This is a genomic window from Bartonella tribocorum (assembly GCF_002778015.1).
Classification (GTDB): Bacteria; Pseudomonadota; Alphaproteobacteria; order Rhizobiales; family Rhizobiaceae; genus Bartonella; species Bartonella tribocorum_B.
This window is the reverse complement of the sequence record NZ_NJPP01000002.1, coordinates 95,769-118,619: the sequence shown is the minus strand read 5'-3', so window position 1 is coordinate 118,619 and position 22,851 is coordinate 95,769. Positions and strand designations below refer to the sequence as shown.

Below are 22,851 nucleotides of genomic sequence, written 5' to 3'. Positions count from 1 at the left end.
GTCGTTGATGAGAATTAATAAACAATGCGAAAGCCTATTTACATGAATAAATTGAAAAAGCGTATTCTTGCTTTATTTTATATTGCATCTTTGAGTATAAGCAGCTTGCTAATAAATGAATTTGTGATTCCGTCGGCCTTCGCGCAGACCGCTATTGTCGTTACAGTTAATGGCAACCCTATCACGAATTATGATATACAAAGGCGCATTGCTTTTCTCAAATTGCAGCAAAAGCAAGGGAATTTGGTGGCACAGGCCAGAAAAGAGCTTATCGACGAAGAGCTAAAAAATATTGAAATAAAACGCCGTAATATTGAAGTAAGCAATGATGAAGTTGATAAAGCTTTTGAGAATTTTGCAACGCAAAATAATATGACAGTTGATCAGCTCAACCAGATTCTGATCCAAAGTGATATTACTGTGCAACATTTTAAAGATTATATCCGTGGACAAATAGGATGGGGGCGTCTTGTTAGCGCACGCTATCAAGCTCAAACGGGTATGATTAGCGAACAAGAAGCGGTGCGCAGAATATTAAGAAATGGTGGTGTTAAACCTTCAACCAACGAATATACATTACAGCGCATTGTTTTTGTTATTCCTGCCCATCGTCGTTCAGAAATCTTTGAAAGACGTCAAAGAGAAGCAAATAATTTCCGCGCACATTTCCGTGGATGTGCAAATGCTCATAATCAAGCAAAAGGCATTTTAGACGTTACAATCAGACACTTAGGAAAGTTTCTAGAACCTCAACTTCCCAGTGCATGGGAGCAAGCTATTCTTGCAACACCTGCTGGAAAAATGACAAAATTGCAAGAAACATCTGATGGAATTGAAGCAATTGCTGTTTGCAAAATAAAAAGAGTTTCTGATGATTATGTCGCTCGGCTGATATTCTCTCTTCAAGATAATAAAAAAAGAAGTCCGAAACAACTTGAAGCATTAAGCGAAAAATATTTAGAAGAACTGCGGCGCGTAGCGCGTATTCAATAATGACTGCTCTTGTTGTTAGTGGTGGTGATCCTGCCGGAATTGGTCCTGAAATAGCTTTAAAAGCATGGAGCTTGCGCGTTACTTGCCAAGTTCCAGCTTTTGTGCTTATCGCTGATCCAAATGTTATTCGTTCGCGTGCTCGTTTTTTACAGATTGATGTTGAGGTGGAATCTGTTTTAACCACCAACCCTGTCAAAAACTTTCAGAACGCTCTCCCTATCATACCGTTAAAAAACAAACAAAGTGATCAGTTGGGAGTTCCCTCTCCAAACAATGCTGCTGGAATCATTGAAGCTATTGAGTGCGGTATTCAATTGATTCAAAGTGGACATGCTTCTGCACTGGTTACTTGTCCTATTGCCAAAAAGAATCTTTACGATGCCGGATTTGAATTTCCAGGTCATACAGAATTTTTAGCCGATTTGGCCCATAAAGCTTTTCATAATTCTTATCATCCAGTTATGATGTTAGCAGGCCCTCGATTAAAAACGGTACCAATAACTGTTCATATTCCATTCAAAGATGTTCCTTCACAACTAACCCGTCATTTAATCATTCAAACGGCCTTCATTACTGAATGTGACTTAAAAAAACGGTTTAAAATAACCTCACCTCGGCTGGCTGTCGCTGGTCTTAATCCTCACGCTGGAGAAGAAGGTGCAATGGGAAAAGAAGATATTGAAGTGATCACTCCTGCTATTGAATATCTTAAAAAGAAAGGCCTCAATATTACAGGTCCACTTCCTGCAGATACAATGTTTCATGAATGCGCAAGAAAAACATATGATGTTGCTCTTTGCATGTATCATGATCAAGCTCTTATTCCTGTTAAAACATTAGATTTTGATACCACCGTTAATGTCACGTTAGGTTTACCTTTCATTCGTACATCTCCAGATCATGGAACTGCTTTTAACATTGCGGATAAAGGAATCGCTTCTCCTGAAAGCTTTATTGCTGCTCTTAAACTTGCAAATCAACTTGCAAAAAATAATTCGATACCATGCCAATAGATAATCTCCCTCCTCTGCGTGAGGTCATTGATACATATGGGTTAAAAGCCCATAAGTCTTTGGGACAAAATTTCCTTTTTGATTTGAATTTAACCTCTAAAATTGCTTATCAAGCAGGGAATATAGAAGGAAAACCTGTTTTTGAAATTGGTCCAGGTCCTGGAGGACTCACGCGCGCCTTGCTAGCAAAGGGTGCTATTGTAACAGCAATAGAGCGCGATGAGCGCTGTATACCGGCTCTCTTAGAAATAGAAAAGCACTATCCGAACAAATTAAAAGTTATTTGTAATGATGCCCTAAAACAAGATTTCTCAAAACTTTTTGAAACAAGTCTAGAAAAACCACGAATTATTGCCAATCTTCCTTATAATATTGGAACGCAACTCTTATTAAATTGGCTGTTAGTGGAACCATGGCCTCCTTTTTATGAATCAATGACATTGATGTTTCAACGTGAAGTTGCCAAACGAATTACAGCCAAACCTCAATCTTCTCATTATGGACGCCTTAGTGTCTTAACTGGCTGGCGTACCACTGCTAAAATTGCTTTTGATGTGCCTCCTCAAGCTTTTATACCAGCGCCTAAAGTAACTTCTTCTGTTGTTCATATCATTCCACGAACTCAACCTCTTGCCTGCTCTGCGCAAAAACTAAGCCTTGTTACAAAAACCGCTTTTGGACAAAGACGAAAAATGCTTCGTCAAAATCTCAAAACACTTGGAGGTGAAGCACTTTTAGAAAAAGCTGGAATTGATGGAGTACGCCGTGCTGAAACACTTTCAATTTCTGAATTTGTGACTTTAGCAAATTTTATAACCTAAACAAGTATAACGTTTTCAAAACAACAAAAATATTAATCAATCTTTTCAGCAATAAGTCTATCAACAAACGTTTCAAGAAAAGCACAACGCTCACGTTTTGCAGTTTCAGCTAAATAAATTGACCTAATAAAAGATAAAGACTGATCTAAATCCTTATTAATCACAATATAATCATAAAAACGCCAATGTTTTAGCTCTGTTCGCGCATTTTCCAATCGTAAATTGATGATATCTTGACTATCTTCTGCTCGACGATGTAAACGTGCAACAAGCTCTTTCATTGATGGAGGAAGAATAAAAACAGATACGGTGTCTCTTGGCATCTTTTTTTGCATCTGCTTGGTACCTTGATAGTCGATATCAAATAACATATCACGACCAGCGCTCAATGCATTTTCAACGGTTTCACGCAACGTTCCATAATAATTCCCGTGTACCTCTGCCCATTCAATAAATTCATCTCTATCACGTTTATATTCAAACTCTTCCTTTGCAATAAAGTGATAGTGAACTCCATTAACTTCACTGGGACGCTTTTTTCTTGTGGTTGCACTGACAGAAAGCTCTAATTGTCCATCTTTTAAAAGTAGCCTCGAAATTGTGGATTTACCAGCACCTGAAGGTGAAGAGAGAATAAATAAAAAACCGCGGCGTTGATTTATTTTTAGAGTATTCAATTGACTCTCAATGACTGTCATTACACCACTCTACTTTGTTTATAAATTTTTCTTCAAAATTTGAACGATACATTATCTTAATCTTTTCCCTAATCAATTCTTAGCTGTTCTCAATGCTATTCTGCTCTTTCATTGAGATAATTTATTACATTTCTTTCTTAAATATTTTGTATCTATACGCTTATCCCACTTGTAACATACAAGAAAATAATTTTGTATCATTCCCATCAAGAATTTAAATAGAAAAATCTTACTATTTTTTTAGCTCTCATTTACGATGCGAAAAGATGCAATATCATTATAACTCAATGCCTTGCCTTCCATTCTCGCCACTTGCGAACATTCATATTATGTTCCTCTAAGGTTCGAGAGAAAACATGCCCTCCTGAACCATCAGCAACAAAATAAAGCGCATCACTGCTTGGTGGATGTGCCACCGCTTTCAAAGAATCGCGACCTGGATTTGCAATAGCTGTCGGAGGCAAACCATTAATTTTATAAGTATTATAGGGTGTTTCCTTCTCAAGATCTGAACGGTAAATTGCACGCTCCGATGGCTTTCCTTTTCCTCCAAAGAGACCATAAATTACCGTTGGATCCGATTGAAGACGCATACGCTTTACAAGGCGATTATAAAATACCGCAGCAACCATTGGTCTCTCCGCTGCAACGCCCGTTTCTTTTTCAACAATTGAGGCCAATATAACAAATTCATCAATTGATTTAATGGGTAAATCAGGTAAACGCGTAGCCCATATCGCATGAATTAATTTTTTTTGTCCCTCATACAATCTGTTTATAATTTCTTTACGTGTTGTCCCCCGAATAAAGCGAACAGTATCCGTCATCAAATAGCCCTCTGGAGGTAAAACTGTTGGAAGGTCCCCAATCAAAATTTCATTTGCTGCTAATCGATCAAAAACTTGCTGAACCGTTAAACCTTCCGGTACTGTAAATGTATACTCAATGGATTTTCCTTTCACAAGAATATCCATAATATCTTGCATTGAAGCATRWGCTGGAATTAAATATTCACCAGCCTTTAGCTGGCCTGTTTTTTTGTGATAACCAACCCCATAAACAAAAATATCTGATGATCGAATGAAACCGCGTTTTTCCAGCAATGAAGCAATTTCACGAATTCCTGTCCCTGGATGGATAAGAATAACTTGTTCTTCCTCAATTTTTCCCTTTTCTTCAAAAATACTTTTGCCAATATAAAAAGGAATACTTATGCCGAAAAGAATAAACACAATCAGCATGAGAAAAAAATGACCAAGAACAACCAACGGATTACGAACGATAGATGATTTCTTTTGTTTTTTATGTGTTAACATGCCATAACTATCTACTCAATGATCCGAAGAGGAATCACTTACGCCCTTTAATGATTTTTCCTATCGGACATAACCCCTCAATAGCGATTAAGAACAAATATTATAATTTCTAATTCACCTTATAATAAAGGTAAAAATTCAAAAGCAGAAATTAAATAAAAATACTTATTATCCCCTAAAACGTCGCATCACCAACGACGCATTTGTCCCACCAAATCCAAAAGAATTGGAAAGAATCGTATCAATCTTTCGTTCACGTGGTTTGTGTGGAACAAGATCGATTTTCGTTTCAATCGATGGATTGTCAAGATTAAGTGTCGCTGGCGCTATATTATCTCGTATAGCTAAAACACAAAAAATAGCCTCAGCAGCACCAGCCGCACCAAGTAAATGCCCAATAGAGGATTTCGTTGATGACATAGAAATTTGTGGTGCATAATTTCCTAAAACACGTTCAACAGCTGCTAGCTCTATGGAATCAGCCATCGTTGATGTACCATGAGCATTGATATAATCAAGTTCACTCACATTGACTTGTGCACGTTTAAGAGCAGCCATCATACTGCGCTGAGCCCCTTCACCACTTTCTGAAGGCGCTGTGATGTGGTAAGCATCACCCGATAAACCATAGCCGATAACCTCAGCATAAATACGCGCTCCCCGTTTTTTGGCATGTTCCAGCTCTTCWAAAACAACAACCGCCGCTCCCTCCCCCATCACAAAACCATCACGATCAGCATCATAAGGACGTGAGGCCCGTTCAGGATCATCATTGCGACAAGTAGAAAGAGCTCTACAAGCAGAAAAGCCCGCAAGAGATATCCGATTTATCGGAGATTCGGTTCCCCCTGCCACCATGACTTTTGCATCACCGAACATAATCAAACGTGCCGCATCACCGATCGCATGAGCCCCTGTTGAACAAGCCGTCACAACCGAATGATTAGGCCCCCGTAAACCATGTTGAATAGACACATAACCAGAAGCAAGATTAATCAAACGACCTGGAATAAAAAAAGGAGAAACACGGCGAGGACCCTTATCACGAAGCGTATAACCAGCTTCAACAATGCCCTCAATCCCTCCAATCCCCGAACCAATCAATACCCCTGTACAAATCTGATCTTCATCACTCTTAGGAAACCACTCAGCATCTGCAAGCGCTTGATTAGCAGCAGCCACTGCATAAACAATAAATGCATCGACCTTACGTTGTTCTTTAGGTTCCATATATAAATCAGCATTATAGGTCCCCTCTGTACCATCCCCTAAGGGGATACGCGCTGCAATCTGGCATGGTAAATCAGACACATCAAATTCAGTAATACGCCGAACACCACTTCTCCCTTCAAGAAGTCGTTTCCAACTATATTCAACATTACCAGCCAATGGAGACACTAATCCTAAACCAGTAACAACAACACGTCTCATAACTTCTAACCTTGAACTAAACCTCAACTCTCAAAGCTCTCTTTTTAAAAGAGCTTCGAAGAATACAGGCAAAAGCAATGAATGCCTTTGCCTTTAGGAATCATGCAGAAGCTTTATCAATGAACTTGACTGCATCACCAACTGTGAAAATCGTTTCAGCAGCTTCATCTGGAATTTCTACACCAAATTCTTCTTCAAAAGCCATAACGAGTTCAACCGTATCAAGGCTATCAGCCCCTAGATCATCGATAAAGCTCGCATTTTCTACGACTTTATCAGCATTAACCCCAAGATGTTCCACAATAATCTTCTTAACGCGCTCTACTGTATCACTCATGTTGAAATCCTCGAATTTATATTTTCCTATAATTTGGTTAACTATATCGGCTCGTCTCATAAAGCAATAGATGCATTACTTTAAAAGATTTTAGCAATGATTAAAAACATCCTGTGGATATCCCCTACAAAATGAACAATCTGACATTCCGACATCAATAGATCAACGACCATGTTAAAGAAACAGCGATCTTTCCATTTCTATCATTACTATCTAAAATAATACAGCTTATAAATCAATGTGGAATACAAGAAAATACTTAAATCATTGCCATTCCACCATTAATGTGGAGTGTTTGACCTGTCATATAGGCCGCTTCATCGCTCGCTAGATATACAGCAGCAGTGGCTATTTCTTGCCCACCCCCCATACGCTTCATCGGAATCGTGGCCATAATGGCTTCTTTTTGCTTTTCATTAAGCTTATCTGTCATGGCAGACTTAATAAACCCTGGAGCAATACAATTGACAGTAATATTTCGTGAAGCAATTTCTTGTGCCAATGCTTTAGAAAAACCTATCAAACCTGCTTTTGCAGCACAATAATTCGTTTGTCCAGGATTTCCTACAACACCAACAACAGATGTAATATTAATAATCCTTCCATAACGACGACGCATCATAGAATGTGTTAATTCACGGGTCAAAAGAGAAGCAGCTGTTAGGTTAACTTCTAAAATATCATCCCAATCTTTATCTTGCATACGCACAAAAAGACCATCCTTAGTGATTCCCGCATTGTTGACCAAAATATCAACACCATCCATTTCTTTTTCTGCAACTTCAGCCAATTGTTTAATCGATTGACGATCAGAAAGATTAGCGGGAAACACAAAAACATTCTCTCCTAATTCTTCTGCCACTTCTTTAAGCTTGTCTTCACGTGTTCCATGAAGACCAACAATGGCCCCTTGTGCATGGAAACAACGTGCAATTGCCTCACCAATTCCTCCCGATGCCCCCGTTACAAGAGCCTTACGTCCTGTTAATTCAAACATTTTTTTACTCCTTATAGATTAAACGCCAAGCATTTCTAGCGCTGATTCTATTTCATCAACTGTTCCAATTGTTCCCCCCTTTATATCCTTGTTAATACGGCGCGTTAAACCCGTTAATACTTTTCCAGAACCAACTTCAAAAAGCGTATCAACCCCATTAGCACCAATCCATTCTATTGTTTCACGCCACCGCACCCTCCCAGTTACTTGTTGAACAAGAAGAGTAGCAATACGCTCCGGATCACTTTCTGGTGCAACAGAAACATTGGCAATTAAAGGAACAATAGGTGCCGTTTTGTTAACAGCCAAAAGTGCTTTCTTCATGGCATCCGCAGCAGGCTGCATTAAAGACGAATGAAAAGGTGCAGAAACTGGAAGAAGAAGTGCGCGTTTTGCACCTTTTGTTGATGCAATCTCTACCGCTTTCTCAACGGCTTTTGCTTCACCGGAAATAACAATTTGCCCACCACCATTATCATTGGCAATTTGGCATAGTCCTTCTTCAGAAACAGTTTTGCAAATTTCTTCCACAACGTGCTCTTCCAAACCGATAAGTGCTGCCATAGAGCCTTCACCAACCGCAACGGCAGCCTGCATGGCATTGCCACGAATGCGCAAAAGCCTTGCCGTATCTGCGAGACTCAATGTACCAGCCGCACAAAGAGCCGAATATTCGCCTAAAGAATGACCAGCAACAAACTTTACCTTTTCTTCTATACGAAGCCCTAACTGTTCCATCACACGAATAACAGCCATAGATACAGCCATTAATGCCGGTTGTGCATTGGCTGTTAACATTAAAACATCTACTGGTCCCTCAAAAATGATTTCCGATAATTTCTCTCCCAAAGCATCATCAACTTCCTCAAAAACCATTCGCGCCGCAAAAAATTGCTCTGTAAGCGCCTTCCCCATCCCAACAAGTTGACTCCCTTGTCCTGGAAAAATAAAAGCTGCACCCATTAATCGACTCCTTTAATTGTGCAATTAAATTATTTTCTTTTGACCTTATTTATCCGCAAAAAGTCAAGATAAAGTCCTTTATTTAGAATGAATATTTCTCTTCAAATTATATTTTAAGGGTGGAATTTGATATAAAAACTTAGGAAAATAGGGAGCTATAAACTGAATAACACTCAGACTTATCAGACTTCCTAAAACTATACCTGCTAAAATATCAAAGGGGTAATGTACGCCGACAAAAATGCGAGCCCAACAAATCAAGCATAAAAATACCACAGCAAATTTAAAAGTACCTTTGTATCGATAAAAATAAAAGTTTGCTGTGTAAGATGCAATGGTCAAGGCATGATTACTAGGAAAAGAAGCTGTTGGACGATGTTTAATCAGTGGTGTTGTCAAACCTACAACAAATGGGCGTGGGTGAAAATGAAAAAGAGAAATGAGATAACCTATAAAAAGAGCAGTACAAATGCTCATGCAAATGCTTAGCACAACACACCGTTCTCTTTCTCCACCACAAAACCATAATACATAAAGATGAAGAGGGATAATGTAAATTAAAAACTTTGCACAAAAAATACTCAACAAAACTAAGATTGACCAAGACCGATGATTGCCGACAAACATCTTAAAAAGTGTCACATCAATCTGGTTTAAAAAATCCATTTTTCTTTTCCTTTATCTGTATTTTACAGTACTATCTTTTTGTAGAAGAGAGAAATATATTGAAAATATATCAAGATTTAATAAATCCATTTTTTATGTATGTAAACTTGCTATTTTAAAAGATAACCTGTAGATATGGAATGTTCGTTACCGGCACTTTAGCTGGAGGTTGAACGGAGGGCTGTAGAATATCAGTAGGAAATACAATGTTTCCGGCCTCCCGTGTCTCCGCTCTGAGATGTCTCAAATCATGAACGCGTCCTTTCTTCTTTGGATTTCCAAAAAAGACAAGTCGCAGAGGCTTTGCGCTAAAACCGGTAGGATTAATTGAAGAAAGGCAAAATAATGGCTCTTTATGAACATATGTTCCTTGCCCGACAAGATATTGCACCGCAGCAAGTTGATGAACTTTTGAACCTTTACAAAGGTGTCATTGAAATGCACGGTGGAAAGATTGGGCGTATAGAAAATTGGGGACTTCGTCCTCTTGCTTATCGTATTCGTAAAAACCGTAAGGCTTATTATGTATTGGTCAATATTGATTCATCAGCTGCAGCAATTGCTGAAATGGAGCGCCAGATGCGAATCAATGAGGATATTTTGCGCTATATGACCATTCGTGTAGAAAAACACGAAAAAGAAAAATCTGCGATGCTTTCGCACCTTGATCGCAATACGCACATTGGGCAGGATGAAGAGCGCTCTCGTTCCCCGCGTCGTCAGCGTGAAAATGCTATAGAAGAGGTAGAATGATGACTGATACGAATCAAAACTCTGCACGTCGCCCTTTTCATCGTCGTCGTAAGACGTGTCCTTTTTCAGGGGCTAAGGCTCCTAAAATTGATTATAAAGATATCAAATTGTTACAACGTTATATTTCTGAACGTGGGAAAATCGTTCCTTCGCGAATTACAGCTGTTAGTCAGAAAAAACAGCGTGAATTAGCGAACGCTATAAAACGTGCTCGCTTTTTAGGCTTACTTCCATATGTTATAAAGTAAACGATCAAAACATTCTAGCAACTGGAAAAACTCTCCAGTTGCTTTTCTTGTATAGTGAGAAAAATAGCTTATTATATTTTATTTTATATTAAGCACTTAAATATAAAAGTTGAGACAGTGACATGCCTCTAACTGCTGAAAGCAGGACAGCAATAAATGAAAACAAATCGTACTTATGAGATATTAACCGGTGTTTTAGCTGGATTGTTTGCTGTTGTGATAGGAATGGCAATCTTCAGTGTTGCCAATATCGCTCCCGCTTTTTCTCTTCTTCTTGGCTACTTTCTTTCATTGCCAATTTTTATTGTTGCCTTTGCTCAAGGAACTTTTGCCAGCTTCGTTGCCTTAATAAGTGCGACTGTTATTTTTGTCATAGCCACTGATATCTATATTGCTCTCGGGCTTATGCTGTTATCTTTTCTTCCTGCTGTTTATGCCTCTTGGCTTCTTGGACTTGCGCGACCAGCACAAAAAGAGAACACACTGATATGGTATCCATTATCATCGGTTATTTTTCATTTAACCAACTTTATTGCGCTTATAGTTACTTTCATTGGACTCTATGTGAAAGCTGCTCCAGACACTCCTCTTATTGCAAAAAAAATTATTGAAAACATCGTACAAACTCTACAACAATTGCAGTCATTCAAAGAAGATGATACACTTAATATTCGTGAGTTTTTAATGGCGCATGCCGTAACTTTAGCTGCTATCGCTCTAACAGTTTATAGTTTTATTTTTCTCATTGGTAATCTTTATTTCTCAATAATAACAGCCCGATATATGAAATGGCTGAAAAGACCTCGAGATGATTGGAGTGCAACTTTTCGCCTTCCAATTTCTGGAATTGTTATTTTCATCGCTGTTTCTATCGCGTCAATGACTGAATTGAATAGTTCTCTTAATTTGGGGACATGTGTCTTTAGCTCCGCCTATACTGTTATCATATCAATTAGCGGTTTAGCATATCTTCACAATATTACAAAAGGGGTTAACGGTCGGATTATTATACTTTTTCTTGTTTATCTTGCTATGTTAACTGTCGTTTTCTTACCACCTATTTCTTTATTGATAATTTTGATGGGGATTTGGGCTGCTATTCAATACAACTTTCAATCACACAAAAAACTTCCCTAAATTTATTTGTTCGAAAGGAAAAACTATGAATATTATTCTACTTGAGCGCATTCCTCGTCTTGGTCAGATGGGTGATATTGTCTCAGTGAAAGATGGTTATGCACGTAATTTTCTCTTGCCTCAAGGTAAAGCTTTACGCGCAAATGAAGCTAATAAAAAGCATTTTGAGATCCAACGTGCACAACTTGAAACACGTAATCTTGAACGCAAAAGTGAAGCACAAAAAATTGCTGAAAAACTTGATGGTCAATCATTTATTGCTGTTCGTTCTGCTGGTGAAACAGGACAACTTTATGGATCTGTGTCAACGCGCGATATTGCTGAAATCATAACAGATGAAGGATTCTCTATTGGGCGAAATCAAATTGAACTTAATCATCCAATAAAAATGATCGGTCTTCACACGATTACTCTTAGCCTTCATCCTGAAGTTCAAATTTCTGTGGTTATTAACGTTGCACGTTCCACCAATGAAGCACAACGTCAAGCAGAAGGTGAAACTCTTACTTTTGCTGAAGAAATATATAATATTCAAGAAAAAATCTTAGAAGAAGATCAGGAAGAATTATTGGCAGAAGAAATTAATGACAACGATATAAACAATTTTCATCAAGAAGCTTAATTGCTCCTTTTGCTTTCTGTTTTATATCTTTTACCATTTAAAATATTGGCCATAAAATACTTATGCTTTACAATTGAGTATTTTATGGCTTTTGTGGGACCAGCTTTTTTTAAAAATTAGAAATATCTTATTTAAATATATTCATGCCAAAAATGATAATATTACTTAAGAGGAAATGTTTTTTATTTTCCAGCATAGAAGTAATTTAAAGTTCTACCCTTAAGGTAAAAATTTCATGAGCAGTAAGTTGATTATATCTTCATATGATCTAAAATCATTTCAATTATAGAAAAGAAATTCTACTTATATTTTAAGATCACGTAACTTAAAAATACTTAAATTTAGAATGCTGAAACGGCTCCTTAAAAATCACAACATATTATAAAAATAATACGCGAATGATAAATGAGCAACGAAAAGAGAGTTTTTAAAAATAATGTAATTTTAACTTAAAATGAAGATTTATAGTTCTATTTTCTTGATGTATATCCTTCAATTTATCGCCTAAAGTAGCTAGACTCAGAATTTTAGTGGAAAAATATTATGGAAGAAACGAGCATTGTTAATATCAGCTCTTCGAAAAAAGAAGATCCCCCTTCTTTTCGGCAACTTCCGCATAATATTGAAGCTGAACAAGCATTACTTGGAGCCATCTTTATCAACAATGATTCTCTCGACCGCGTTTCGGATTTTTTAAAATCAGAGCATTTTTTTGAACCGTTGCATCAAAAGATTTATGCTGTTTTATCTCACCTTATTAAAACAGGAAAACTTGTAGATCCGGTTACGATCAAGCCTCATATCCAAATGGAAGAGAAAATTGGAGATATTACTGTCTACCAGTATGTTGTTCGCTTAGCCAAGGAGGCGGTCACCATTATTAATGCTGAAGATTATGGACGCGTTATTTACGACCTTTTTATCCGTCGATCTTTGATCAACCTTGGAACTCAAGTTGTCAATACTGCCTTTGATGCCCCTGTAGAGCTTTCGCCGATCCAACAAATTGAAACTATTGAAAATCAGTTATTTGAGCTCGCAGAAAAAGGAAAATATGGAGGCGGATTTGAAAATTTTAATGAGGCTGTCAAAAAAGCACTTGATATGGCCAGTGCTGCAAAAAGGCGTTCTTCACAATTATCAGGGATAGCAACCCATATTAAAACACTTGACGAAAAAATGGGGGGATTACAAGCATCAGACTTAATTATCCTTGCGGGACGCCCTGGTATGGGGAAAACTTCATTAGCAACCAACATTGCCTTTAATATTGCCAATGCTTATAATCATAATAGTAATGCCGAAGAAAATGAAGGCGGCATTGTAGGATTCTTTTCACTTGAAATGTCCTCAGAACAGCTTGCAACGCGTATTATTTCTGAACAAACGGAAGTCTCTTCTTCTGATATTCGGCGTGGTCATATTTCAGATGAACAATTTTCAAAAATCATCCGTGCAGTAAACCAACTCCAAAAGGCCCCCCTTTATATTGATCAAACTGGGGGAATATCAATTACGCAACTGGCTGCCCGTGCCCGGCGTCTCAAGCGACAACATGGTTTGGATGTTTTAATTATCGATTATATCCAACTCATGACAAGTAGCTCAAAGCGTTCATCTGAAAATCGTGTTCAAGAGATTACGGAAATTACGACGGGGCTCAAAGCCTTAGCCAAAGAGTTGAATATCCCTATTATTGCTCTTTCACAGCTTTCGCGCCAAGTCGAAAACAGAACAGATAAACGCCCACAACTCTCAGATTTGCGTGAATCTGGTTCTATTGAGCAAGATGCCGACATTGTTCTATTTGTCTATCGCGAAGAATATTACTTCAAAAATGAAGAACCAAAATTAGGGACTTTGGAACATCAAAAATGGCAAGATGAAATGGATAAAATTATGGGAAAAGCTGATGTTATTGTTGCAAAACAACGTCACGGACCGACAGGAATCGTATCCCTTGCCTTTCAATCTGATTTCACACGCTTTAGTGATCTGGCAGATAGCAATTATCTTCCAGAACAAATTGGTTAAATCACTATGGTACGGAACCGACTTCAATTTATCTGTCAAAATTGCGGGACCGTCCATTCTCGTTGGGCAGGAAAATGTAGTGCCTGTGGAGAATGGAATTCTCTTGTTGAAGAAAATATAAATGGCGGCATAGGAAGTGGTCCTAAGCAAAATGCTCGTAAAGGGCGCATCGTTGCCCTTACCTCTCTTTCTGGAGAAATCCAAAATGCTCCACGTATTTGTTCTGGTATTGCTGAACTTGATCGTGTTACTGGTGGGGGCTTTGTCCGTGGATCAGCACTCCTTGTTGGTGGTGATCCAGGTATTGGAAAATCAACATTGCTCACACAAACAGCTGCTGCTTTATCACGCAAAGGACATCATATTATCTATGTCTCAGGTGAAGAGGCTATTGCGCAAATTTGTCTGCGCGCGCAAAGGCTTGGCGCTCATAATACAGAGGTGAAACTTGCTGCTGAAACCAATGTTGAAGATATTCTTGCAACCTTAAGCGAGCATAAAAACCTTGATATGGTGATTATCGATTCGATTCAAACCTTATGGTCAGATACAGCAGATTCAGCACCCGGCACTGTCACACAAGTCCGTATTGGTGCTCAGGCTATGATTCGCTTCGCTAAAAAAACAGGGGCTGCTGTTGTTCTTGTTGGTCATGTTACAAAAGATGGCCAAATTGCTGGTCCTCGAGTCGTTGAACATATGGTTGATGGCGTTCTCTATTTTGAGGGGGAAGGAGGACATCATTATCGCATTCTTAGAACTGTAAAAAATCGCTTCGGACCAACGGATGAAATTGGTGTCTTTGAAATGTCTGACAAGGGATTACGCGAAGTGATCAATCCATCCGAATTGTTTTTAGGAGAACGCAATGAAAAAGCACCAGGCGCTGCGGTTTTCGCAGGCATGGAAGGAACACGCCCGATATTGGTAGAAATTCAAGCGCTTGTTGCTCCTTCTTCCCTTGGAACACCACGACGTGCGGTTATCGGATGGGATGGAAATCGTCTTTCTATGATTCTTGCCGTTTTAGAAGCCCATTGCGGCATTCGCTTTGGACAGCACGATGTTTATCTAAATGTAGCAGGGGGATATCGTATATCAGAACCTGCTGCTGATTTAGCTGTAGCCGCTGCTTTGATATCTTCTCTTGCCAATATCCCTTTGCCAACGGATTATGTATATTTTGGTGAAGTTAGTCTTTCAGGAGCGACACGCGCTGTTGCACATTCAGCACAGCGCATCAATGAAGCAAAAAAACTCGGATTTCAGGGGGCATTTCATCCCACAACAACAACCGAAATGATAAAGTCGCTCAATTTTCAACAAAAAACTTTCTCCGACCTTCCCGAACTCGTTGCTATTCTTACCGCAAGTAAAAAATGATCCGCACCACAGACCGAATAATATAGAAAAAACTCTATAAAATACAAAATATCCTTGCTATAAGAATAAAAAATAGCATCACAAAATATATTTGCACATAGGCTTAAAGAACACAAATTTATGTATAAGGAACAAACAAATGATCATAACAATCCTTGATGGAATTGTCGTACTAATCATCCTGTTGTCCGCTTTTCTTGCTATGCTTCGAGGATTTTCACGTGAAGTGTTATCGTTGATTTCTTGGGCAGTTTCAGCTGTTACGACACTGTTTTTATTCAAACCTGTCTTACCTTTTTTTGAACAATACCTCTCTAATAAAATGATTGCATTGATCACAACATTGGTCACAATTTTTATTATTGTTCTCATTATTACTTCAATTATTACAATGAAAATCTCCGATTTTATTATTGATAGTCGAATTGGTATCCTAGACCGCACTCTTGGTTTTATTTTTGGAGCCCTTCGCGGTTTCCTGATTATGGTCATCGCTATGTTGCTGATTAATGCCTTAATTAAACCGGAGCACCAAGCGAACTGGTTAAAAGATGCTAAAATGAGGCCTATTTTAGATTCACTGGGACAAAAAGTTTGGGAAGTACTCCCAAAAGATCTTGGATCTGTTCTCGAAAAGGTGGAAAATTTGTTTAAAGACAGCGATAAACATACGCATAAACAAAATTCTCATGAAAAGACACTTCTGAAAAATGGAGAATAGCTTTTTAGGAGGGAAGAGAACTAAACGATGTAAAATGTGGTATTAATGATTCTTCTCTATCACAACTGAAAGAATATGATGATAAAAAGCAATATTTCCTGTCAAGAATTTTCATTAGATGATGATACGCTTCATGAAGAATGTGGGGTTTTTGGCATTCTTGGGCATGAAGATGCTGCAGCATTAACAGCTCTTGGTCTCCACGCACTTCAGCATCGTGGGCAAGAAGCTGCTGGCATCGTCTCTTACCATAATAAAATATTTCATCAAGAAAAACATTTAGGTCTTGTTGGTGATCACTATACAAACCCTGCAACACTTGCGCGCTTACCAGGAAATCGTGCTATTGGGCATACCCGTTACTCAACAACTGGGGAAGTGGCATTACGCAATGTTCAACCCCTTTTTGCTGAATTGAAAGTTGGCGGTATCGCTATTGCGCATAATGGTAATCTTACCAATGGTCTTACATTGCGCCGTGAACTAATTGCTTCTGGGGCTATCTGTCAATCAACGTCAGATTCAGAAGTTTTTCTCCATCTTATTGCCCGCTCACGTTATGAATCGTCCTCTGATCGTTTTGTTGATGCAATTCGGCAAGTAGCGGGGGGATATGCTATGTTAGCCCTCACACGTACAAAGCTTATTGCAGCACGCGATCCAATAGGAATTAGGCCTCTCGTTATGGGAGAACTTGATGGTAAGCCTATCTTTTGTTCTGAAACTTGTGCTCTTGATATTATTGGAGCAAAATATGTTCGTGATGTTAAAAATGGAGAAATCATTATCTGTGAAATACAAAAAAATGGGGAAATTACCAAAAAAATTATAAAACAAGAAAATACAAAACCAGAAAAACTTTGCTTGTTTGAATATGTTTATTTTGCCCGTCCGGACTCAATCGTTGGAGGACGTAGTGTTTATACAACACGTAAAAATATGGGAATCCGCTTAGCACAGGAAGCCCCTTGTGAGGGTGATGTTGTAGTTCCTGTTCCTGATGGAGGAACGCCTGCCGCAATTGGCTACGCACAAGAAATTGGAATTCCCTTCGAGCTTGGTATTATTCGTAATCACTATGTTGGACGCACTTTTATCGAACCAACACAACAAATTCGTGCTTTTGGCGTCAAGTTAAAACATTCGGCAAACCGTTCTGTGATTGAAGGCAAACGTGTTATTTTGGTCGATGATTCTATTGTACGGGGAACAACATCCCTTAAAATCGTACGAATGATTCGCGATGCAGGAGCAAAGGAAGTTCATCTGCGCGTTTCTAGCCCTATGATTTTCTATCCCGACTTTTATGGTATTGATACACCTAATGTTGAAAGTCTTTTAGCGAATCAATATCCAGATTTAAAATCTATGTGCAATTTTATTGGAGCGGACTCTTTAGAATTTCTTTCAACGGATGGATTATATTTTGCTGTAGCAGGGGAAAAACGAAATAACGCCGATCCACAATTTACTGACCATTATTTTACCGGATATTATCCTACGCATCTAGTTGATCAAGAAAACTTTTCTAAAATTCATCAATCATCTGTTCTTAAAACAAGAGATTAATGATGACAAAACGTGATTTTAGTCTCCATGGGCGTGTTGCACTTGTTACTGGTGCATCAAGGGGCATTGGCTATTATTTGGCACTCGAGCTTGCTGAACGCGGCGCTCATATTATTGCTCTTGCACGAACAGTTAGTGGACTTACTGAATTGGACAATAAAATCCGAGAAAAAGGGGCTCATGCAACCCTCGTTCCACTGGATTTGCATCATATGGAAAACATCGATACTCTTGCTGTCTCAATTGCCAAACGCTGGAAAAAACTTGATATTATCGTTGCAAATGCAGGAATCCTTGGAACACTCTCACCAATAGCGCATATAGAAAACACAGTATTTGAAGATGTCTTCCAAATAAATCTTTTCAGTCAATGGCGCTTAATAAAAACCGTTGAGCCTTTACTACGTGAATCTGATGCTGGACGCGCCATCCTGTTGTCATCAAGCGTTGCGCATGTTGCACGCCCTTTTTGGGGAGCTTATGCAGCCTCTAAAGCGGCCTTAGAAATGATTGCCCGCTGTTGGGCAGAAGAACTCAAACAAACCTCTATTAAGATTAATTGTGTCAACCCTGGAGCCACACGCACAGCCATGCGCGCTAAAGCTATGCCTGGAGAAGATCCACAAACACTCCCCTCGCCACAAGAGGTTGCAAAAAAAATAATCCATTTGCTATCCCCTGATTTAAAGGAAACTGGAAAACTCTTTGATGTCCGTAAAAATCGGTTTGTGGATTATCATGCCCCTCATTAATCATCACCTGAAACGTAAATAGTTGAAACTCTCTTTTTCCTGTGCTTCTCAACAGAAAAATGAAACACTTTATGATTCTGGGATAGCTTTAGCGTCAACCTTTTTCTCTTCTAAAGCAGCGCGTTTATTATAAGAGACAAAACTACAGGGGAGAAAAATCATATAGCCAACAGCTGTAATCAATAAAGTTTTCCATGTGTAAGTTGCAAGAAAACCCACATAAATAACGATGACCAACATGCAAGGTATAACGATATCACGTCTCAAATTTTGATCAATTGACTTTGCGTTCCACACGGGTAAACGACTAATCAAAAGAAAAGAAATAATTACAGTATAAAGACTAAAAAACAAGGCCCATCCCCAACTGGGAACCAAACCAAGAGCGCCTAGATACATAGGCAATAAAAGGAGTAACGCTCCTGCTGGTGTTGGAACACCAACAAAATAACTTTTCTGCCATTGAGGTATATTGTTGCTCTCCAACATCACATTAAAACGCGCTAATCGCAAACAACAAGCAACACAATAAACAAGAGCCGCAACCCAACCAATATGGTATGCCTGATTCAAAATAAAGGAATAAACAATAAGTGCAGGAGTAACACCAAAATTTATAACATCAGCAAGAGAATCCATCTGCGCCCCAAAAGATGAACTCCCATCTATTAAACGCGCAATACGACCATCAGCCCCATCTAAAACTGCAGCCAAAAGCACCATTAAAATCGCAGCCTCATAGCGATTCTCAAAAGCTAAACGAATGCTGCTCATCCCTGCACAAATGGCCAAAATAGTAATAATATTGGGAATAACATACCGCATTGATGTAGGTGAACGCCGCCGATTTGCAATATCATCATGCTGCCCCTCAGGATTGAATGAAGAAAATGGCGAAAAATTTTTCATTGTGCGGTCCTAATCGTATCTGAAGTCCGTTATAGCACTCTTATCATCAAAAGAACCCAAAACTGTCTCTCCAGCAATAGCTGTTTGTCCAACCGTAACACGCAATTTCATTGCAGTGGGTATATAAATATCAAGGCGAGAACCAAAACGAATCAATCCAAATCGCTCTCCTGTGATAACAGCATCGTTTTCTTTTGACCAACAAACAATCCGACGGGCAAACATCCCCGCGATTTGTACGATACCAATTTTTCCATGCTTGCTATCAATGACCACTCCATTCCGTTCATTAAACTGACTGGCCTTATCAAACTCCGCATTGGTAAACCGACCTGGATGATAAACGATAGACTCTACTGTACCACTGATAGGAATACGGTTAATATGACATGAAAAAACATCCATAAAAATGGAGATACGGGTCATTTCATCTTTCCCTAAGCCTAATTCTTCAGGTGGAATACAGGATTCCACAAATGAAATGCGCCCATCTGCAGGCGACATAACCCAATTTGAATTCAAAGGGATCACACGATCTGGATCACGGAAAAAGTATATACACCACACTGTAAGAATAAGACCACACCAAAATAATGGACTCCATATCCAACCAAGAATGAGCGAAATAACAAAAAACGCTACAATAAAAGGATAGCCTTCTTTATGGATCGGCACAAAGCTATTATGGACAGATTGCAGAATACTCATATAATTTCCTATTCATCGTAAACTTAAACAAGTAATAAATCTTTTTGTTCCCCTTGTCTCTTTTTATCTATTAAATCAATCACTCCATATAAAGATATAGATTACATTTTTCCCACTTTATTTTTGCGGTTAACAATACCCGTCTCATCTTCTTCACGCATTTTACGTAATTTTTCTTCAGCTTGCGATGCCTCAAGCTGCTTATTCCACATTGAAGCATAGAGACCTTTTTTTCGTAAGAGCTCTGTATGCGTCCCATTTTCAATAATACGGCCACTTTTAAGAACCAAAATTTCATCAGCATTGATAACCGTAGAAAGACGATGCGCAATAATTAATGTTGTACGTCCACGGCTTACAATATCCAATGCTTGTTGAATTTCCTGTTCCGTCGCCGTATCAAGAGCGGCAGTTGCTTCATCTAAAATAAGAAGTGGAGGAGCTTTTAAGAGTGTCCGTGCAATAGCCACACGTTGTTTTTCACCCCCTGATAATTTGAGACCACGCTCTCCTACCATAGACTGAAAACCTTCCGGTAACATCTCAATAAATTTTGATATTTGTGCCATTTCAGCAGCTTTGCGCATCTCTTCATCGGTCGCACTTGGTCGCCCATAGCGAATATTATAGGCAATTGTATCATTAAATAACACCGTATCTTGTGGGACCATGCCGATCGCTTCACGTAGACTTTTTTGTGTTATGTCACGAATATCCTGCCCGTCAATTGTGATAGAACCGGCCTCAACATCATAAAAGCGAAAAAGTAATCGAGAAATGGTTGATTTACCTGCACCCGATGGACCGACAATGGCGACTGTTTTTCCCCCAGGGACTTCAAAATCAATATCTCTGAGAATCTGACGCGTCGAATCATAAGAGAACTTTACCTGATGAAAACGAATGGTCCCATCGCTTATCTCTAACGGTTTAGCATTCGATTTATCAATGATCTCCTGCTGAACATCTAAAAGATCAAACATCGCTTCAATATCCGTTAAACCTTGTCGAACATCACGATAAATTGAACCAATAAAATTCAGTGGAATGGAAAGTTGCATTAAAAGGGCATTAATAAAAACAAAATCTCCTAAAGTTTGTGTCTTATAAAAAACTTCATAAGCTGACATCAGCATCATGATCGTCATTCCAAGACCAAAGATAAGAGCCTGACCAAAATTAAGCCAGCTTAATGATGTCCAAATCTTTGTTGCGGCTTTTTCATAACCTGCCATAGAAGCATCAAAACGATCGGCTTCTAGAGTTTCATTGCCAAAATATTTGACCGTTTCAAAATTCAAAAGAGAATCAACAGCGCGCGTATTTGCCTCAGTATCTGCTGTATTCATTTGTTGCCGAATACGAATACGCCAATCACTCGCCTTAATGGTAAATAAGGTATATAAAAAAACCGTTACAACAATAATGAGAAGATAGTGCCATCCGTAACTTATATAAAATACAAGCGCTGTTAATATGAATTCTAAAACTGTCGGTGCGGTACTGAGGATTGAGAACCTTACGATCACTTCAATTCCTTTTGTACCACGCTCAATCACACGAGAAAGCCCACCAGTTCGGCGTTCTAAATGAAATCGTAAAGATAACTCATGAATATGTACAAAGGTTTTATAAGCTAATTGACGAACAGCGTATTGACCAACAGTAGCAAAAAGGGAATCGCGTAATTGATTTAATCCAGCCTGCATAATACGAGCGACATTATATGCCAAAACAAGCATGATTGGAATAATCAAACTGGATGGAAACCATGTAGGGAGCTGAAAGCTTGCATCAAGCACATTCGTAGAATATTTAAAGAAATATGGTACAGATATAAGAACGAGCTTGGCCAAAACAAGATAAAATATTGCCCATAATACACGTATTTTTAGATCTCGCCGATCGGCCGGCCACATATAAGGCCATAAATTATAAAGTGTGCGCAGAGTTTTCCCTGTATCTGATGATACAGTTTTTGTCATTTCATTACGTCTCATAAAGCCCTTACTTCTCTATCATCCACACAAAAGGGAAAACACCCCCTGTAGTTGTTTATAAGTTTCTTACGCTTCTGATAAGCTATACTTATTCGTTGTTTGAAGTTAGACTGTTTTTGAAAAAGGAACAAGAAATAATCCACTATATAGTTTATTATTTGGAGCTGTGTGCTCATACCATTCTGCTGCAAATAAATTTTCAATTTTTACATGCTTTTTTTTCAATTCTGCCTGAAGCCACTTTTTTGTTTTACCAATCTCTTTTAGACTATCATCAATAACTTCACCATTTTCTACGACAATTGTTGATTTCTTACCCTCTTCCTTTTTAATAACAGTGCACTCCCCATTGGTTTCCAAACGCACAAAAGCAGCTTCATGTAAGTGACACCCTTTAAGGCGTAACATTGTAATGAGATCATTAACATTGATCCCTAAATTCTTAATCTTATCCATTTGAAAGTCCCCATCTAAAACCAATGTGACATTCTGCCCTGCAATAAGACGACGAAAAAAAACTGAATAGCGTGCAAAAAAATTAAAAGATGCAATCAAGATTTGCCAAATCAGTAAAACAAGCAATAATTGAATGCTGCTAATATTCTGATTATAAATGACTCCTCCAATAATACCTCCCATGACAAAATTGCTGACCAAATCAACGGGTGTCATCTGACTAAGGCTCCCACAACCCGTCGTTCTTAAAATAAATAGGAAAGCAACAAGACCTACAGAAAGCTTAAGCGTGATGTATCCATAATGATATAAAAATTCCATCAA

Annotated in this window: 22 protein-coding genes and 1 pseudogene; 12 read left to right on the top strand and 11 right to left on the bottom strand. The window is 38.6% G+C overall.

All coding sequences use genetic code 11. The features are described from left to right. The first annotated feature begins 42 nt into the window (after positions 1-42). Genes CEV08_RS01530 through rsmA form a run of 3 tightly spaced genes read left to right on the top strand, consistent with a single transcriptional unit; the run spans position 43 to position 2,827 of the window. Positions 43-993 (top strand): peptidylprolyl isomerase, encoded by a 951-nt coding sequence (locus tag CEV08_RS01530; RefSeq protein ID WP_100130087.1) that lies wholly within the window; start codon positions 43-45, stop codon positions 991-993. Beyond that, positions 993-2,006: a 4-hydroxythreonine-4-phosphate dehydrogenase PdxA gene (gene pdxA / locus CEV08_RS01525; protein ID WP_100130028.1), complete on the top strand. Its 1,014-nt coding sequence runs from the start codon at positions 993-995 to the stop codon at positions 2,004-2,006. The genes CEV08_RS01530 and pdxA overlap by 1 nt, the downstream gene beginning before the upstream one ends. Beyond that, positions 1,997-2,827, top strand: coding sequence for a 16S rRNA (adenine(1518)-N(6)/adenine(1519)-N(6))-dimethyltransferase RsmA (rsmA, locus tag CEV08_RS01520; protein WP_100130027.1), 831 nt, complete (start codon positions 1,997-1,999; stop codon positions 2,825-2,827). The genes pdxA and rsmA overlap by 10 nt, the downstream gene beginning before the upstream one ends. Before the next feature lie 32 nt (positions 2,828-2,859). Here the strand turns inward: rsmA and gmk are convergent, their stop codons facing one another. The 7 genes and pseudogenes from gmk to CEV08_RS01485 all read right to left on the bottom strand — a co-directional run bounded on the left by gmk (position 2,860) and on the right by CEV08_RS01485 (position 9,235). After that, on the bottom strand, positions 2,860-3,525 hold the full coding sequence (gene gmk / locus CEV08_RS01515) for a guanylate kinase (RefSeq protein WP_100130026.1): 666 nt from the start codon (positions 3,523-3,525) through the stop codon (positions 2,860-2,862). A gap of 284 nt (positions 3,526-3,809) precedes the next feature. After that, positions 3,810-4,898: pseudogene (gene mltG / locus CEV08_RS01510) on the bottom strand (endolytic transglycosylase MltG); the annotation flags it as partial. A gap of 111 nt (positions 4,899-5,009) precedes the next feature. After that, a complete protein-coding gene (fabF, locus tag CEV08_RS01505; protein WP_100130024.1) occupies positions 5,010-6,272 on the bottom strand; it encodes a beta-ketoacyl-ACP synthase II in 1,263 nt (420 codons plus the stop codon). Positions 6,273-6,372: 100 nt separating this feature from the next. Then, complete coding sequence (locus CEV08_RS01500; protein WP_004860281.1) at positions 6,373-6,609, bottom strand: acyl carrier protein; 237 nt, start codon at positions 6,607-6,609, stop codon at positions 6,373-6,375. 259 nt (positions 6,610-6,868) lie between these two features. Next, positions 6,869-7,606, bottom strand: a complete 738-nt coding sequence (fabG, locus tag CEV08_RS01495; RefSeq protein WP_100130023.1) for a 3-oxoacyl-[acyl-carrier-protein] reductase — start codon at positions 7,604-7,606, stop codon at positions 6,869-6,871. An 18-nt stretch (positions 7,607-7,624) separates the two neighbouring features. After that, complete coding sequence (fabD, locus tag CEV08_RS01490) at positions 7,625-8,569, bottom strand: ACP S-malonyltransferase (protein ID WP_100130022.1); 945 nt, start codon at positions 8,567-8,569, stop codon at positions 7,625-7,627. Positions 8,570-8,647: 78 nt separating this feature from the next. Further along, on the bottom strand, positions 8,648-9,235 hold the full coding sequence (locus CEV08_RS01485; RefSeq protein WP_100130021.1) for an undecaprenyl-diphosphatase: 588 nt from the start codon (positions 9,233-9,235) through the stop codon (positions 8,648-8,650). Positions 9,236-9,580: 345 nt separating this feature from the next. On the opposite strand from CEV08_RS01485, the gene rpsF reads away from it, so the two are divergent. From rpsF to CEV08_RS01435, 9 genes are all read left to right on the top strand, one after another. Further along, positions 9,581-9,988: a 30S ribosomal protein S6 gene (gene rpsF / locus CEV08_RS01475; RefSeq protein WP_100130020.1), complete on the top strand. Its 408-nt coding sequence runs from the start codon at positions 9,581-9,583 to the stop codon at positions 9,986-9,988. Beyond that, entirely contained in the window at positions 9,988-10,236 is a 249-nt protein-coding gene (rpsR, locus tag CEV08_RS01470) for a 30S ribosomal protein S18 (RefSeq protein ID WP_100130019.1), read from the top strand. Before rpsF ends, rpsR begins: the two co-directional genes overlap by 1 nt. A gap of 156 nt (positions 10,237-10,392) precedes the next feature. Next, positions 10,393-11,373 (top strand): hypothetical protein, encoded by a 981-nt coding sequence (locus tag CEV08_RS01465; RefSeq protein ID WP_100130018.1) that lies wholly within the window; start codon positions 10,393-10,395, stop codon positions 11,371-11,373. Positions 11,374-11,398: 25 nt separating this feature from the next. Further along, entirely contained in the window at positions 11,399-11,995 is a 597-nt protein-coding gene (gene rplI / locus CEV08_RS01460; protein WP_100130017.1) for a 50S ribosomal protein L9, read from the top strand. 543 nt (positions 11,996-12,538) lie between these two features. Continuing rightward, a complete protein-coding gene (locus CEV08_RS01455) occupies positions 12,539-14,029 on the top strand; it encodes a replicative DNA helicase (RefSeq protein WP_100130016.1) in 1,491 nt (496 codons plus the stop codon). 6 nt (positions 14,030-14,035) lie between these two features. After that, complete coding sequence (radA, locus tag CEV08_RS01450; RefSeq protein ID WP_100130015.1) at positions 14,036-15,412, top strand: DNA repair protein RadA; 1,377 nt, start codon at positions 14,036-14,038, stop codon at positions 15,410-15,412. Between the two features lie 139 nt (positions 15,413-15,551). Beyond that, positions 15,552-16,133 (top strand): CvpA family protein, encoded by a 582-nt coding sequence (locus CEV08_RS01445; RefSeq protein WP_100130014.1) that lies wholly within the window; start codon positions 15,552-15,554, stop codon positions 16,131-16,133. Positions 16,134-16,208: 75 nt separating this feature from the next. Continuing rightward, on the top strand, positions 16,209-17,702 hold the full coding sequence (gene purF, locus CEV08_RS01440) for an amidophosphoribosyltransferase (protein WP_432417140.1): 1,494 nt from the start codon (positions 16,209-16,211) through the stop codon (positions 17,700-17,702). Positions 17,703-17,704: 2 nt separating this feature from the next. Further along, entirely contained in the window at positions 17,705-18,454 is a 750-nt protein-coding gene (locus CEV08_RS01435; RefSeq protein WP_100130012.1) for an SDR family NAD(P)-dependent oxidoreductase, read from the top strand. A gap of 69 nt (positions 18,455-18,523) precedes the next feature. On the opposite strand, the gene pssA is transcribed toward CEV08_RS01435, so the two are convergent. From pssA to CEV08_RS01415, 4 genes are all read right to left on the bottom strand, one after another. Then, a complete protein-coding gene (gene pssA / locus CEV08_RS01430; protein WP_100130011.1) occupies positions 18,524-19,363 on the bottom strand; it encodes a CDP-diacylglycerol--serine O-phosphatidyltransferase in 840 nt (279 codons plus the stop codon). 9 nt (positions 19,364-19,372) lie between these two features. After that, positions 19,373-20,071 (bottom strand): phosphatidylserine decarboxylase, encoded by a 699-nt coding sequence (locus tag CEV08_RS01425; protein ID WP_100130010.1) that lies wholly within the window; start codon positions 20,069-20,071, stop codon positions 19,373-19,375. Positions 20,072-20,172: 101 nt separating this feature from the next. Next, positions 20,173-22,071, bottom strand: coding sequence for an ABCB family ABC transporter ATP-binding protein/permease (locus CEV08_RS01420; protein ID WP_100130009.1), 1,899 nt, complete (start codon positions 22,069-22,071; stop codon positions 20,173-20,175). 105 nt (positions 22,072-22,176) lie between these two features. Continuing rightward, entirely contained in the window at positions 22,177-22,848 is a 672-nt protein-coding gene (locus CEV08_RS01415) for a DUF421 domain-containing protein (protein WP_100130008.1), read from the bottom strand. Positions 22,849-22,851 lie beyond the last annotated feature (3 nt).